Origin of the sequence: Streptococcus sp. HMSC077F03, from assembly GCF_001812375.1 — a bacterium.
Taxonomy (GTDB): Bacteria; Bacillota; Bacilli; order Lactobacillales; family Streptococcaceae; genus Streptococcus; species Streptococcus oralis_S.
In genome coordinates this window covers 279,061-292,434 of record NZ_KV808797.1, presented here as the reverse complement: position 1 = coordinate 292,434, position 13,374 = coordinate 279,061, and the positions used below count along the sequence as shown (strand labels likewise).

The 13,374-nt window shown below is 41.1% G+C and carries 15 protein-coding genes and 1 pseudogene; 6 read left to right on the top strand and 10 right to left on the bottom strand.

The window, feature by feature from the left end; translation table 11 throughout:
- Nucleotides 1-102: 102 nt before the first annotated feature.
- Together HMPREF2853_RS08625 and HMPREF2853_RS08620 are read left to right on the top strand one after the other, a co-directional pair.
- The gene (locus tag HMPREF2853_RS08625; protein ID WP_049519389.1) at nucleotides 103-828 is read left to right on the top strand and encodes a CPBP family intramembrane glutamic endopeptidase; all 726 of its coding nucleotides are present in this window, start codon (nucleotides 103-105) and stop codon (nucleotides 826-828) included.
- 211 nt (nucleotides 829-1,039) lie between these two features.
- A pseudogene (locus HMPREF2853_RS08620) lies at nucleotides 1,040-1,764 on the top strand (CPBP family intramembrane glutamic endopeptidase).
- Between the two features lie 45 nt (nucleotides 1,765-1,809).
- Here HMPREF2853_RS08620 and nusB read toward each other — a convergent pair.
- From nusB to gatC, 9 genes are all read right to left on the bottom strand, one after another.
- Nucleotides 1,810-2,232, bottom strand: coding sequence for a transcription antitermination factor NusB (gene nusB / locus HMPREF2853_RS08615; protein ID WP_049519387.1), 423 nt, complete (start codon nucleotides 2,230-2,232; stop codon nucleotides 1,810-1,812).
- A complete protein-coding gene (locus tag HMPREF2853_RS08610; protein ID WP_000510585.1) occupies nucleotides 2,225-2,614 on the bottom strand; it encodes an Asp23/Gls24 family envelope stress response protein in 390 nt (129 codons plus the stop codon). Before HMPREF2853_RS08610 ends, nusB begins: the two co-directional genes overlap by 8 nt.
- A 21-nt stretch (nucleotides 2,615-2,635) precedes the next feature.
- Complete coding sequence (gene efp, locus HMPREF2853_RS08605; RefSeq protein ID WP_000568640.1) at nucleotides 2,636-3,196, bottom strand: elongation factor P; 561 nt, start codon at nucleotides 3,194-3,196, stop codon at nucleotides 2,636-2,638.
- A gap of 81 nt (nucleotides 3,197-3,277) precedes the next feature.
- A complete protein-coding gene (locus tag HMPREF2853_RS08600) occupies nucleotides 3,278-4,405 on the bottom strand; it encodes an SPFH domain-containing protein (protein ID WP_000505816.1) in 1,128 nt (375 codons plus the stop codon).
- A gap of 8 nt (nucleotides 4,406-4,413) precedes the next feature.
- Nucleotides 4,414-5,358 carry a zinc-ribbon domain-containing transport protein gene (locus HMPREF2853_RS08595; RefSeq protein ID WP_000715064.1) on the bottom strand — a complete coding sequence of 315 codons (945 nt, stop codon included), beginning with the start codon at nucleotides 5,356-5,358 and terminating at the stop codon, nucleotides 4,414-4,416.
- Nucleotides 5,359-5,457: 99 nt separating this feature from the next.
- Nucleotides 5,458-5,853: a hypothetical protein gene (locus tag HMPREF2853_RS08590; RefSeq protein ID WP_001031998.1), complete on the bottom strand. Its 396-nt coding sequence runs from the start codon at nucleotides 5,851-5,853 to the stop codon at nucleotides 5,458-5,460.
- A gap of 57 nt (nucleotides 5,854-5,910) precedes the next feature.
- The gene (gene gatB / locus HMPREF2853_RS08585; RefSeq protein WP_001008649.1) at nucleotides 5,911-7,356 is read right to left on the bottom strand and encodes an Asp-tRNA(Asn)/Glu-tRNA(Gln) amidotransferase subunit GatB; all 1,446 of its coding nucleotides are present in this window, start codon (nucleotides 7,354-7,356) and stop codon (nucleotides 5,911-5,913) included.
- Complete coding sequence (gene gatA / locus HMPREF2853_RS08580; RefSeq protein ID WP_070535829.1) at nucleotides 7,356-8,822, bottom strand: Asp-tRNA(Asn)/Glu-tRNA(Gln) amidotransferase subunit GatA; 1,467 nt, start codon at nucleotides 8,820-8,822, stop codon at nucleotides 7,356-7,358. Before gatA ends, gatB begins: the two co-directional genes overlap by 1 nt.
- Nucleotides 8,822-9,124: an Asp-tRNA(Asn)/Glu-tRNA(Gln) amidotransferase subunit GatC gene (gene gatC, locus HMPREF2853_RS08575; RefSeq protein WP_000705420.1), complete on the bottom strand. Its 303-nt coding sequence runs from the start codon at nucleotides 9,122-9,124 to the stop codon at nucleotides 8,822-8,824. The genes gatA and gatC overlap by 1 nt, the downstream gene beginning before the upstream one ends.
- A gap of 165 nt (nucleotides 9,125-9,289) precedes the next feature.
- Here gatC and HMPREF2853_RS08570 point away from each other — a divergent pair, with 165 nt between their 5' ends.
- Together HMPREF2853_RS08570 and HMPREF2853_RS08565 are read left to right on the top strand one after the other, a co-directional pair.
- A complete protein-coding gene (locus HMPREF2853_RS08570) occupies nucleotides 9,290-9,982 on the top strand; it encodes a YwaF family protein (RefSeq protein ID WP_070535826.1) in 693 nt (230 codons plus the stop codon).
- A gap of 143 nt (nucleotides 9,983-10,125) precedes the next feature.
- Complete coding sequence (locus HMPREF2853_RS08565) at nucleotides 10,126-11,670, top strand: peptide chain release factor 3 (RefSeq protein ID WP_070535822.1); 1,545 nt, start codon at nucleotides 10,126-10,128, stop codon at nucleotides 11,668-11,670.
- A 78-nt stretch (nucleotides 11,671-11,748) separates the two neighbouring features.
- Here HMPREF2853_RS08565 and HMPREF2853_RS09990 read toward each other — a convergent pair whose 3' ends face one another.
- The gene (locus tag HMPREF2853_RS09990) at nucleotides 11,749-11,880 is read right to left on the bottom strand and encodes a dehydrogenase (RefSeq protein ID WP_158084956.1); all 132 of its coding nucleotides are present in this window, start codon (nucleotides 11,878-11,880) and stop codon (nucleotides 11,749-11,751) included.
- A 296-nt stretch (nucleotides 11,881-12,176) separates the two neighbouring features.
- Here HMPREF2853_RS09990 and HMPREF2853_RS08560 point away from each other — a divergent pair, with 296 nt between their 5' ends.
- Together HMPREF2853_RS08560 and HMPREF2853_RS08555 are read left to right on the top strand one after the other, a co-directional pair.
- The gene (locus HMPREF2853_RS08560; RefSeq protein ID WP_070535819.1) at nucleotides 12,177-12,662 is read left to right on the top strand and encodes an immunity protein YezG family protein; all 486 of its coding nucleotides are present in this window, start codon (nucleotides 12,177-12,179) and stop codon (nucleotides 12,660-12,662) included.
- Between the two features lie 45 nt (nucleotides 12,663-12,707).
- Entirely contained in the window at nucleotides 12,708-13,367 is a 660-nt protein-coding gene (locus HMPREF2853_RS08555; RefSeq protein WP_049501117.1) for a hypothetical protein, read from the top strand.
- Nucleotides 13,368-13,374: the final 7 nt, after the last annotated feature.

Here is a 13,374-nt window from a genome sequence, read left to right as displayed (position 1 = left end):
TCGCCATATGCATATAGTTTGGCGACAGAATGGAGTACAATACTGAATCATGCGACTAGACGTGCTTATGGTATTAGCTATTGATAAATTAAAGGGGTAAGTATGAAAAAACTAGGGCATTTGGGAGTCTATACATCACTGGTATTTCTATCGATTTACCTACCAGAGTTAGGGATTATGCATCTAACTAAGTTTTTAGGATGGGGGATAGATGGCTATTCTATCTTTTTAACAGTTGAAGTAATAGCTCTTTTGCTATTATTTATCTACTGGCTCAAAAAGAAAGATATGCTCTATATTTTTGAAAAAAAGGGTTCAAAGAAGTCAAGATTCTTTTACCTTGTAGTTGCTCTAGTGGCTACTTATTTTGATCGTCAATTGGTGGATGCTTTTCAGTTACAGTTTCATCACCTAATTGATAACAAGTATATCTTTCAAGACCTTCTTTCGATTCTATACTCCAATGGGCAACCAACTTTTCTATCAACTGTTCTCAGTTTTAGTTTAACAGTAATCGTCGGACCTATATTAGAGGAACTGATTCATAGAGGGTATTTTATGAATACCTTTTTCCCCCAGTCCAAGTACTATCTGGATGTTATCCTATCTGCTCTTATCTTTGGACTTAGTCATTTGATCCTAACTCACCGAGATCCTATCAGTTTGATTATTTATAGTTTAGGCGGTCTTTTCTATGCCCTTGTCTACCGTTGGACAAAGAACTTAAAAATTACCATCCTGTGCCATAGTTTTTTCAACTTTCTCATTTATGCAAAACCCATCTGGATTTTTGTTTACAATTATGTCTATTATCATTTTTTTAGATAGTGGAAGGCAAAGAAAAAAGTGTTTGATAATTGTCAAACACTTTTTCTAATTTAATGGGAAGATAGAGAAATCTCTTTTATCAATTTCTTATTTCTCAATGAGTAAAGCTACCGTTTAGGATAAAAAATTGACTTTTTTAAAAATAGCTGTTAATATAATAAAAGATATTTATGCTATAAAAATAAGTCAACAAAGATTTTTTGGAGTAAGTATGAAAAAACTAGGTCATTTGGGAGTCTATACATTACTGGTATTTCTATCAATTTATCTACTAGATTTCAGTAGTCTTTATCTGGCTAAGATGTTTGTCTGGGGTATGGATGGCTATTCTATTATTGTAGCAGTAGAGCAACTAGCTCTTTTAGGACTATTTATCTATTGGTTGAAAAAGAAAAGAATGCTCTATATTTTTGAGAAAAAGGGTTCGATAAAATCCAGATTCTTTTACCTTTTAGTTAGTTTAGTGGCTGCTTATTTTGTCCGTCAGTTGTTGAGTGCTTTTTACTTACAGTTTAGTCGCTTCATTAATAATAACTATATCTTTGAAGACCTTCTTTCGGTCCTATCCTTCAATGAGCAATCTACTATTTTAACGACTTGCTTCTCTTTTATCTCAGTTGTCATTTTGGGTCCTATATTGGAGGAACTAGTTCATAGAGGATATTTTATGAATTCCTTCTTTCCTAAGTCCAAATATTACTTGGATGTCATCTTATCTGCTCTTATTTTTGGCTCAGTCATTTGGTATTGTCCCATCGTGACCTCATCAGTTTGATGGTTTATAGTTTTTCCGGTCTTTTCTTTGCTTTAGTTTACCGTTGGACAAAGAATCTAAAAATCACAATTCTGTGCCATTGTTTTATAAATTTTCTCATCCATGCAGACTTCATCTGGTTGTTTCTTTCTAATTTAATCTATTATCGTTTTTTTAGATAGTGAAAGGCAAAGAAAAAAGTGTTTGATCTAAGTCAAACACTTTTTTTACTGTTCTTCTTTTACAAACTGGCTGAGCAGTCCGTTGATAAAACGGGCAGATTTTTGATCTGAGAAGTCCTTTGCAAGCTCAATAGCTTCATTAACAGCAACCAGTTGCGGAGTGTCAAATGAAGTGATTTCAAAGACTCCCAAGCGAAGGAGGTTTCTCTCCACGAGCGTTAATCGCTCGATGGTCCAACCTGCTTTTAAATGCTGTGTGATTTGCTTGTCTAGTTCTTCCTTTTTAGCCTGAACACCAGAAACTAGCTCTGTCAAAAAGGCTGGAAGTTGCACATCCGTATCTTCACGATCATGAGTATAGGCGAAACGACAAGCAGTTTCGACATCCGTACCGAATTCAAGGCTCATGAGAGCTTGAAAAGCGCATTTACGGAGTTGGCGTCTAGATTCTAATAGTGGACTAGTCATTGAGGAAGTCCTCGTCAAATAGATCTTTCAATTCTGGTTTTGGTGTTTTATCTGGAACGATACCTGCAACGTGAATATTGATGGCAGTGAGTTCTACATCAGCCATATTGCGGACGGCATCTTTGACAGCTTTCTGGATAGCAACCGCTACCTTAGGAACTTTTACTCCGTACTCAAGGTAGAGATAGATATCTGCTGTGAGCTCTTCGTCCACGTTTTTAAGATAAACGCCACGGCCGAGAGAAAGTTTTGAAAGGGTATCAGACACTGATTTGTTTGAAAAAGAGTGTACACCCTCTACTTTTGCAGTAGCAATAGCAATGATTTTTTCAAGTACACGTGGGGCGATAACGATTTCGCCAAGTTGTTCTTCAATTCCCATAGAATGACCTCTTTCTAGAGATTAGGCACGAGAAACGTAAGTTCCTTCTGCAGTGTTGATAACGAGTTTTTGTCCTGCTTCGATGAAGTCTGGAACGTTTACGACAAGTCCAGTTTCCATCGTTGCTGGTTTACCAGAACCTGTAACAGTAGCACCTTTGATAGATGGTTGAGTTTCTGCAACTGTCAATTCGACAGTAGTAGGAACGGTAACACCAATCACTTCAGTTCCGTAGAATTGGATCTTCACATCAGAGTTTTCAAGGATGTAAAGCAATTCGTTTTCAACGTTGACAACAGGAATTTCGTATTGGTCGTAAGTTTCTGTGTTCATGAAGTAGGCTGTGTCATCCATTTTGTACAAGTATTGAGCTGGGACAGTCTCGATGATGGCTTGTTCAAATTTTTCCTCTGGACGGTAGCTTGTGTCAAATGTAGAACCAGTACGGACATCACGCAATTTCATACGCATGATTGTGTTTCCTTTACCTGGTTTGTGGTGGCTAGCTTCCAAAACGCGGATCAATTTTCCGTCAGCTGTTTCAAAGGTCATACCAGCCTTTAATTTACTTGCTTCAATCATGTTTTTACCTCTTTAATAAAATAATTTACTCTTTATTGTACCATAAAAGACAACATTACTCAAATGTCAGAAGGAGCTTAATTAGTTGACTGGTACGATATTTCCATCTTCGTCTTTGGTAACGAGGACGTATTTTCCATCGACTTCGATGTAAAAATTCTTGCTGGCAGTTTGTCCAGTGTTTTGAGCTGGTGCTTGATTTTGAACTTGTTGGCTTAGTTGACCACCCAGAGTTTGGCCAAGATTCATGCCCATAAACATGTTCATCCCATTGCCATTCCCTTCGTTGGCAGCTGCAGCAATAAGCGCTTCGTTACGAGCACGGCGTTCTTCGATTTCAATCGTGTTGTACTTCATTGCCACGAGCTCACTATCAAGCTTGCGAACGATATCAAGACTTTCTTGGTCGTAGCTGAGGTCTTCAAGCAAGATGTTAGTTGCTTCAATCCCGTAGAGACCTGTCCAAACCTTGTTGACCTCTTGTTTAGCGAGTTCGTTAAAGGTGTCTTGATTGGCATTGAGGCTATAGATATCTACCTTGTTTTCGTTGGTGTATTTGGCAATGGCAATCGCGATTTTCGGTGCGATATTTTGACGGAGCGTTCCTTGAGCTACATCTTGGAGAGTAAATGGCTGTCCGTCAGTAATTTGACGGCTAACAGAACTCACGTAGAAGAGGACTGGATCTGCTATTTTTACATCAAACAAGCCATAGAAACGGATGTTGAGCAGTTGTTGGTAACGTTCGCTGAAGTATTCGACCGCATTTTGTGTGCCGAACTTATTACCTGCAATAGGTTGCATGCGGATAAAGATAATTTCTTGTTGGGTGATGACTTGTCCACCAAAAGAGAAACGGTTTTTAAAGTTTTCCCAAGTGCCTTTTAAACCACCTTTTTCAAGGAGCCAGGCATTATCACCAGCTTGCCATTCGTGGCTACCAGCTTCGAGAACTTCACCAAGGAAGGTACCGTTGTTTACCAAAACAGCGCTATAACCTTGAGGAACGATAACCACACTGCCATCTGACAAAAGTCCAGTATTTTGATTGCTGTGACGAGAACGTCCATCTGGGTCTTTTGTGAGTAATTGTCCCTTGACGGCCAAGGCATCGCCAGAGACATTATCTGGAAGGACAATGGCTTCCTTGAATTTACTATCATTAAAACTATTTAAGCCTGCTGATAAGGCTGCACGTATAAATCCCATAATTCCTCCTAATTATAAAGCTCGTCTTCATCCACAACATCATAGGTATCGAGTACCCATTGGTTTGGACTGCGAGAGAGATTGGCACCACAGTAGTCGCACTCGCTAACTGCAGAGATTTTCAAAGGGGCGCCACAGTTTGGACAGTGGTCGCTCACAACTTCGTCTGGATTGACTGCTTGCGTTTGGCTACCGTGTTGACGGATAAAGTTTAATTGATACACGGTGAAGAGATCTTTTTTAGGGTCTCCTTCAATGACACGGCGAGTCTCATCGTCAATGACATAGTCTCGTAAAATTGATGATAGAATCACCACTAAGGTATCGTTTCCGTCAGGATTTTCAATGAACTCCTTGATGCGAACATTTTCGATACAAACTTTCTCTAAAACATTAGTTGTTTTAGCACGAATATGGTCTTCGAGTTGGGCACTGTGTTGGGAGTAGAGACTGGTACTTTCTAAAGCGCGGACAGAGTTCCAATTTTTCTCAGTCCAGGCAACCTGCAATTTAAGGTAGACTTCCTTAACCCAAGATGTGAAAGCTTCCGCGTCAAAGTTTGGATCTCCGTATTTCACAAGACTAATGGCCCGTGTGTTGTGTTCAACTCGACGATGGAGCGTTTGAGAATCATTACTAGTGTCTGTTGAACTTGAATCTTCTGAGTTATTCTTCGAGGCTTTAAAGATACTAACTAGGAAAACTCCTGCGACAATCAGGAATACCAATCCCATTTCGAATGAGTTGGTAGAGCTACTAGAGGATGATCCGTATCCAGAGCGGTAGTAGTGGTAGGATGATCCGCCAGAACGACTTCCACCTCCACTTGAGCGGCTACTGCTGCGGCTGCTCCCTCCACTTCTGGAATGTCCGACACCCGCATCAACGATTTGAGGCACGGATAGAAAAACAAGTAATAAACAGGTCATTAAAAGAGCGTAAAACTTTTTCATGTGTCTCCTAACTATATGATTGAAAAGGTAGAATTCTGAATTCGAATGATTATTAAACTATTTAATAACCTTTAAAAATCATCTAAGATATACTAGGCGTTATTTACTAGCATTTAGCTTCTTTATGGAATGGCGTTCGATGAGCCATCCCACAATCCATCCTATTGCTAGCAAGTAATTTTCAAAAGCACCGATAGCATTTACAGGAGAGTGATACTCCATATAATTGAGTAAGTGATTTGTTCCTATTCCAATTCCGCCAATAATGAGAGCAAGAAGTGCGATTCGTAGATAGAACCAATCGTATTTAATATTGATAGCGAGAATAATAATCAATACAGCTAAATTCCATATTCCAATTTCTCGTTGCCAACCAGCAGATATTCCGTACCCGGAGTGGCTTCCCATGTACGATGGAAAGAAAATTTGTAGTATAGAAGCGCCTAACATAGCGATGATGACTAAGACAAATAGCAATCGTAAAAATTTGTTCATTTATTCTCCTTGTCTCATTCTCGTCTTAAAAGTAGAAAAAAGTGTATAAAGAGTAAATTACTCACTTTCTTTCAACTTCGCCAATTCCTGTGCAAGGAGTTTAAGGGCAACTTGTGGATTGGCTTGGCCTTTGGTTGCTTTCATAAGGAATCCTGTGAAGGCCTTGTCTGCGTTGCGTTTGCCTGACTTGAAGTCGGCAACGGCAGCTTCGTTATCCGCAAAGACTTGGTGGATGATTGGGATCAAGACATCTGGATCAGAGATTTGCACCAAGCCTGCTTTTTCCACGTATTCACGCGCGCCACCGCCATTTTTAGCCAGATGGACAAAGACTTTCTTGGCAATCTTAGAAGAAATCGTACCATCTTCGATGATGGCAATCATTTCTACTAAGTTTTCTGGTGTTAATTCGATTTGTTCCAGTGTTTTGCCTTCAGCATTCAAGAACTGAGCAACTTCGCCTTGGAGCCAGTTAGAGACTTGTTTGGCATCACCACCGAGGGCAACAGCTTTTTCAAAGAAGTCAGAAGTGACTTTGTTTGCAGTCAACTGGCTAGCATCGTAGTCTGACAAGCCAAGATCAGATACGTAGCGCGCACGGCGTTCTTTTGGAAACTCTGGCAACTCAGTCCGCATTTCCTCAATCCACTCATCTGAGATTTCAAAGAGTGGTAGGTCTGGTTCTGGGAAGTAGCGGTAGTCTGCAGCGCCTTCCTTGACACGCATGAGGATGGTTGCCTTGTTAGCTTCATCGTAACGGCGTGTTTCTTGGCGAATTTGACCACCTGAGCGAAGAATTTCGGCTTGACGTTGGACTTCGTATTCAAGACCCTTACGAACATTTGAGAAGGAGTTGAGGTTTTTCAACTCAGTCTTGGTACCGAATTTCTCTTGACCATAAGGGCGAAGGGAGATGTTGGCATCCACACGCATCGAACCTTCTTCCATCTTAACGTCAGAAATACCAGCGTACTGGATGACTTCCTTGAGGGCTGTTAGATAAGCATAGGCTTCTTCTGGTGAACGCATATCGGCTTCAGATACGATTTCAATCAAGGGCACCCCTTGACGGTTGAGGTCAACATAAGAGTAGCCATCTGTACCGTGGGTGTTTTTACCAGCATCTTCTTCCAAGTGAGCGCGCTCGATACCGATTTTCTTAGTCGTACCGTCTTCTAGCTCCACTTCAATCCAGCCGTTGTAGCCGATTGGCTCATCAAACTGAGAAATTTGGTAGGCTTTTGGATTATCAGGGTAGAAGTAGTTCTTGCGGTCAAAGTGCATCTTTTTGTGGATGTCCATGTTGAGGGCAAGAGCTGCCTTGATACCAGCATCGACAACACCTTTATTGAGAACTGGCAGAACTCCTGGGAAAGACCAGTCAATCACGTTGGTGTTGGCATTTTGGTCGTTTCCAAAGTGGGCAGAAGTAGGTGAGAAGATTTTTGAATTGGTGTTGAGCTCTACGTGGACTTCAAGTCCAATGACTGTTTCAAAGTTCATTAGTTATCACCTCCAAAAATCACGGGTTGTTGTTTGTGGTAGTCTGTTGTTGCTTCAAAGGCAGTAGCAGCTTGGTAAATGGTTTCCTCAGAGTACTTAGGACCGATCAATTGGAGACCGACTGGGAGACCTTGAGAGAATCCAGCAGGAATTGAAATTCCTGGGAGACCTGCTAAGTTGACTGGGATGGTCAAAAGGTCAGCCAAGTACATGGCAACTGGATCGTGGTTGAGTGAATCCAAGTCATAGGCAACGCTTGGAGCAGTTGGTCCTAGGATTAAATCGTAATCTGCAAAGACTTTTTCGAAATCTTGGATGATGAGGGTACGAACTTGTCCAGCCTTCTTGTAATAGGCATCATAGTAACCTGATGAAAGGCTAAATGTTCCAAGCATGATACGGCGTTTCACTTCTTCACCGAAACCTTGGCTACGGCTGTTTACATAGATTTCATCAAGATTCGTCGCATCCTCTGCGCGGTAGCCGTAACGGATACCGTCAAAACGTTGCAAGTTTGAGGATGCTTCTGATGAAGCGATGATGTAGTAAACGGCAACACCGTATTTTGAGTGAGGAAGGCTAACTTCTTCGACGATGGCACCAAGTTTTTCAAAGTGTTTGGCTGCGTTCAGGATAGTTTCCTTAACCTCTGGGTCAATCCCTTCACCAAGGTATTCCTTAGGCAAAGCAATTTTCATTCCCTTGATGTCTTGCCCGATTTTGGAAGTAAAGTCGGCAATGCGGACAGGAGCAGAAGTAGAGTCTTTAGCATCTTCGCTGACAATAGCGTTGAGCAAGAGGGCATTTTCCTTAACGGTTGGTGCAAAAGGTCCAATCTGGTCTAATGAGCTACCGAAGGCAATGAGACCGAATCGAGAAACCGTTCCGTAGGTTGGCTTGAGACCAACAATCCCGTTGAAGGCGGCAGGTTGGCGGATGGAACCACCAGTATCAGAACCGAGTGACAAGCGGACTTGCCCTGACGCTACAGCTGCAGCAGAACCACTTGATGAACCACCAGGAACCTTGCTGTGGTCCCAAGCATTTTTAGTGGCACCGTAATGAGAAGTCTCACCAGAACCACCCATGGCAAACTCGTCCATGTTGGTCTTTCCGACAACAATCATGCCCTTGGCTTTTGCATTGGCAACGGCTGTCGCATCAAAGATAGGCTCGTAGTTGTAGAGCATTTTTGAGGCTGCAGTTGTGAGGATACTGTCTGTAGAGATATTATCCTTAACTGCCAGTGGAATTCCTGAAAGGACATTGTCCGCGTCAATTCCAGCTTCATCAATAGCCTTAGCTTGAGCAAGGGCTTGCTCTTCAGCGATGGTAACAAAAGCATTGATTGCTTTCTCGCGAGACTTGATATCTTCAAGCGTGGCTTGGGTCAATTCAGTTGCTGAAACCTCCTTAGAGACAAGGAGGTTGTGCAAGTCTTCAATCGTTTTGTTATTAAAAGTCATTAGGCATCTCCTCCATCATCTAGGATAGCTGGTACCTTGATATAGTAGTTTTCTTTTTCAGGTACGTTTTTAAACAAGCGGTCACGGTCTGTTCCTTCTTCGGCCACATCAGGGCGGAGTACGGTCTTGCGGTCAGCCATGGTTGTAGTAGGTGCGACACCAGTTGTGTCGACCTCGCCCAGCAATTCAACCATATCTACAATCTTAGACAAGGTTGTCGCAAAGGCAGCAGTTTCTTCTTCAGAGAATCTTAATTTTGAAAGATTGGCAACGTGTGTTACCTCTTCTTGCGTAATTTTCATCTTGCATCCTTTCGTGAAATGATGATTTTTAGTCTGTTCTATTTTACCATAATTTCCTATAAATAAGGGAGCCAAACTGAAAAGAAATAGAAATTGAAAAATCGCTTTTAATTCGCTATAATGGTTAAACTAGAGAATAGAGAAAATAAGAGTTAGGATAGAAATATGTTCCATCAATTTATCACCAGATCTCAGACGGTTCCTCCTCCCATTTCCCTCTTTTGGTATGGGATTATGATGCTTACTTTAGTGCTTTGTATTTATGGAGCACTTGCTTATCACAAGAATCCGAAATTTGTCCGCTTGTTTAAGGGGATTCAGATTCTCCAGTTACTTGCCCTATATAGTTGGTATGTTGGTTTTGGGATTCCCTTTTCTAACAGCCTTCCTTTTTATCATTGTCGTTTGGCTATGTTTGCGGTGGTTTTCTTGCCCGATAAATGGCGGAGCAAGCAGTATTTTGCTCTTTTAGGAGCAAGTGGAGCGGTCTTTGCCTTGGTTTACCCGGTTTTTGACCCCTATGATTTCCCCCATATCACCAGTTTTTCATTTTTGATTGGGCACTATGCCCTTCTAGTGAATTCCTTGGTTTACTTGATGAATCACTATGACAAGAGTCTGCTCAAGAAATATATGATTGTGGCCTATACTTTTATTCTCAATCTCTTTCTAGTTGGGGTTAATCAGGTGACGGGTGGAAATTATGGTTTGTTAAACAAGACACCTTTTATTCCGGATGCACCCCTGTGGTTAAAATACCTTCTTGTGTCCGTCATCCTCTCACTGGCTCTGGTTCTTTTTGATATCTTGTTCAAGAAACGGTGGAAAAAGAGAAATCAGGCGCAATCTGTGCTCTAGCTTGCCTTTTCATCGGATGAGCAATTGAAAAACTCCCCAAAATCCGATATAATGGAGAGTTGAAAGGAATAGTAAAATCCAATGTAAACATCATTCTTAGCTACTGAAACAACTAAAAATAGAAAATCAAAGAAAGAGAACTTATGACTATTCAAGAAGAAATCAAGAAACGCCGTACCTTTGCCATTATCTCTCACCCGGACGCCGGGAAAACAACCATCACTGAGCAGTTGCTCTACTTTGGGGGCGAGATTCGTGAGGCTGGTACGGTTAAAGGAAAGAAAACAGGGACTTTTGCCAAGTCTGACTGGATGGATATCGAGAAACAACGTGGGATTTCGGTCACGTCATCAGTTATGCAGTTTGACTACGATGGCAAGCGCGTGAACATCCTCGACACACCAGGGCACGAGGACTTCTCAGAAGATACTTATCGGACCTTGATGGCAGTGGATGCTGCGGTCATGGTCGTGGACTCTGCCAAGGGTATCGAGGCCCAAACCAAGAAATTGTTTGAGGTTGTGAAGCACCGTGGCATTCCAGTCTTTACCTTTATGAACAAGCTGGACCGTGACGGTCGTGAGCCACTGGACCTCTTGCAAGAACTAGAAGAAGTCCTAGGTATTGCGAGCTATCCTATGAACTGGCCAATCGGGATGGGGAAAGCCTTTGAAGGCTTGTATGACCTTTATAACCAACGCTTGGAGCTCTATAAAGGGGATGAGCGTTTTGCCAGTCTGGAAGAAGGGGATAAGCTCTTTGGAAGTAATCCTTTCTACGCTCAGGTTAAGGACGATATCGAGCTGTTGCAAGAAGCAGGAAATGAATTTTCAGAAGAAGCTATTCTTGCAGGAGAACTGACTCCGGTCTTCTTTGGTTCAGCCCTCACTAACTTTGGGGTGCAGGCCTTCCTTGAGACCTTCCTTAAGTTTGCTCCAGAACCACATGGCCACAAGAAAACAGATGGCGCAATTGTGGATCCTTATGACAAGGATTTCTCAGGATTTGTCTTTAAAATTCAAGCTAACATGGACCCTCGTCACCGGGACCGTATCGCCTTTGTTCGTATCGTATCAGGTGAGTTTGAGCGAGGGATGAGTGTCAATCTGCCTCGTACTGGGAAGACTGCCAAGCTTTCTAATGTCACTCAGTTTATGGCTGAAAGTCGTGAAAATGTAACCAATGCCGTGGCAGGTGATATCATCGGGGTTTACGATACCGGTACTTATCAGGTTGGAGACACCTTGACGGTTGGAAAAAACAAGTTTGAATTTGAACCCCTTCCAACCTTTACACCTGAGATTTTCATGAAAGTTTCTGCTAAGAACGTTATGAAACAAAAATCCTTCCACAAGGGGATTGAGCAATTGGTGCAAGAAGGAGCCATTCAGCTTTACAAGAATTACCAAACTGGTGAGTACATGCTAGGAGCTGTTGGACAACTCCAGTTTGAAGTCTTTAAGCACCGCATGGAAGGCGAATATAATGCGGAAGTAGTCATGAGCCCAATGGGTAAAAAGACCGTTCGCTGGATCAAGCCTGAGGACTTGGATGAGCGCATGTCCTCAAGCCGCAATATCTTGGCCAAAGACCGTTTCGATCAACCAGTCTTCCTCTTTGAAAATGACTTTGCCCTCCGCTGGTTTGCAGACAAGTATCCAGACGTAGAGTTGGAGGAAAAAATGTAACTCAGCACTAACAATTGGAACTAAAGTTCCTAATTGTTGGACGCTAGTCGCTATTTGGCGAACTAGCTAACTGCCTTACTAACTACGTTTGGCAAATAGAATCGATTTGCCAAACTCCGTGTCGTAGTGTAAAATCGGCTTACCTAAACGCTTCACTAGGAAAAATCCACGAATATTATTGATTCGTGGGTTTTTCCGTCGTAACCACATTTTACAAATGAAATCGATTTGTAAACTCAGTGTCGTAATCTAACAATCGGTATCCGCTATGGCGGTCTACCTAAACGCTTTACTAGAAAAAGTCCGCGAATGCTTTCGATTCGTGGATTTTTTTGTTGGAAAGGATAGAAAGTTGCTATACCTAGAGATATGATTGGTCTATTTTACTGTTTTATTGAGGCAATTTTGCCCTATTTGAGCAAATTTTATAAGAGTAAGTTGGTTTCTGTTCTTTATGGTATACTAGAGATACAGATAAAATTTGAACACACCAACCGGAGGAACATATGGAAAAACAGATTAATGAGAAAATTATCGAAATCGTGCATCAAGCCAACGATATGATTCCAGTTGAGTGGGATGATTTGTATATTGTAATCGAGATGGATAAGACCTATAGTGGTGAAGCCTATTTCTATTTTAAGTATAAAAATCACTATCATTACCATCTGGAAATGTCAGAAGATTTTGGCCTATCGATGATGGATATTCTAAGCGAAAACAAGGTTTTATTTAAAAAATCAGAAGATCTGAAAAGAGTGTTTATTGAAAATAATTTGGCAGATTGGTACATTTGTATCATCCATTTAGATGATAACAACAAGCTTTCAGTCGACTATGACTATGCTCTATGGTTGAAAAGTAATTTTGGACCAACTGCTCGTATGAACTTTTTCAGATATCAATTTTTAGGATTTGAACCAAGAAACGAAAAAGAACAAGAACAGTTCAAGGCTATGGAAGCCTTCCAGCAGGAACATAATGGAAAATAGTTTTCTTGGATAAGAGGAATAAGACCAGATTAGTGAGGAAATTCAATGGTTAAATTTTCAAAAATAGATAAACAACTAAAAAAAGAATTGAAAAAAGTTCAGCGCAATGCAGCAAAAAAATTACAGTTAAAGTCTCGAGATTGGGCCTATTTCAACAAAGTGGGAGACTATTTGGTTTCGTATATGATTGATATTAAATTTCCAGATAATAAGTTTCGTCTAATTATTCGCACGGATATCAAACCATATATTTTGGATGATATTTTTTGGGAAGTTTTTGATATGGCGAGTAATTCGCAGGAACCAATGAGTCTTCGAGCTGTTGGAGCTTTCACAGTTGATTCCTTATCCTTACCAACCAAAATCAATGAAGAAGACTGGACGATGGAGGACCTTGACTTAGAAAAAGTCGAAGCTAGGGTTTTCGAGGTGCTCTCAGAAGTGCATGAAGAAGTTCTTAAACGTATCAATGGGTTCGACAGTTTTGAAGATTTTTATAACTATGCTGTTGAGAATTCATCAAATCCTGCTCGATATGATTTGATGGGGATGCTATTAATGATCCATCGCGAGAAATATCAAGAGGCACTCCAAATGGCAGAAGATTTGATCGCAAAGCGTAAATTCGGAGGTTTCCAAAATAAGAATAAATGGATCAATGAATACATTGTGGATTATTGTAAAGAAAAACTCAAGGCAGATTAGGAAGTCT

Bases quoted from the DNA above. Each gene is read 5' to 3' on its own strand.
- HMPREF2853_RS08625 (WP_049519389.1), top strand. From the start codon at position 103: ATGAAAAAACTAGGGCATTTGGGAGTCTATACATCACTGGTATTTCTA.
- nusB (WP_049519387.1), bottom strand. From the start codon at position 2,232: ATGACTAGTCCACTATTAGAATCTAGACGCCAACTCCGTAAATGCGCT.
- HMPREF2853_RS08610 (WP_000510585.1), bottom strand. From the start codon at position 2,614: ATGGGAATTGAAGAACAACTTGGCGAAATCGTTATCGCCCCACGTGTA.
- efp (WP_000568640.1), bottom strand. From the start codon at position 3,196: ATGATTGAAGCAAGTAAATTAAAGGCTGGTATGACCTTTGAAACAGCT.
- HMPREF2853_RS08600 (WP_000505816.1), bottom strand. From the start codon at position 4,405: ATGGGATTTATACGTGCAGCCTTATCAGCAGGCTTAAATAGTTTTAAT.
- HMPREF2853_RS08595 (WP_000715064.1), bottom strand. From the start codon at position 5,358: ATGAAAAAGTTTTACGCTCTTTTAATGACCTGTTTATTACTTGTTTTT.
- HMPREF2853_RS08590 (WP_001031998.1), bottom strand. From the start codon at position 5,853: ATGAACAAATTTTTACGATTGCTATTTGTCTTAGTCATCATCGCTATG.
- gatB (WP_001008649.1), bottom strand. From the start codon at position 7,356: ATGAACTTTGAAACAGTCATTGGACTTGAAGTCCACGTAGAGCTCAAC.
- gatA (WP_070535829.1), bottom strand. From the start codon at position 8,822: ATGACTTTTAATAACAAAACGATTGAAGACTTGCACAACCTCCTTGTC.
- gatC (WP_000705420.1), bottom strand. From the start codon at position 9,124: ATGAAAATTACGCAAGAAGAGGTAACACACGTTGCCAATCTTTCAAAA.
- HMPREF2853_RS08570 (WP_070535826.1), top strand. From the start codon at position 9,290: ATGTTCCATCAATTTATCACCAGATCTCAGACGGTTCCTCCTCCCATT.
- HMPREF2853_RS08565 (WP_070535822.1), top strand. From the start codon at position 10,126: ATGACTATTCAAGAAGAAATCAAGAAACGCCGTACCTTTGCCATTATC.
- HMPREF2853_RS09990 (WP_158084956.1), bottom strand. From the start codon at position 11,880: ATGTGGTTACGACGGAAAAACCCACGAATCAATAATATTCGTGGATTT.
- HMPREF2853_RS08560 (WP_070535819.1), top strand. From the start codon at position 12,177: ATGGAAAAACAGATTAATGAGAAAATTATCGAAATCGTGCATCAAGCC.
- HMPREF2853_RS08555 (WP_049501117.1), top strand. From the start codon at position 12,708: ATGGTTAAATTTTCAAAAATAGATAAACAACTAAAAAAAGAATTGAAA.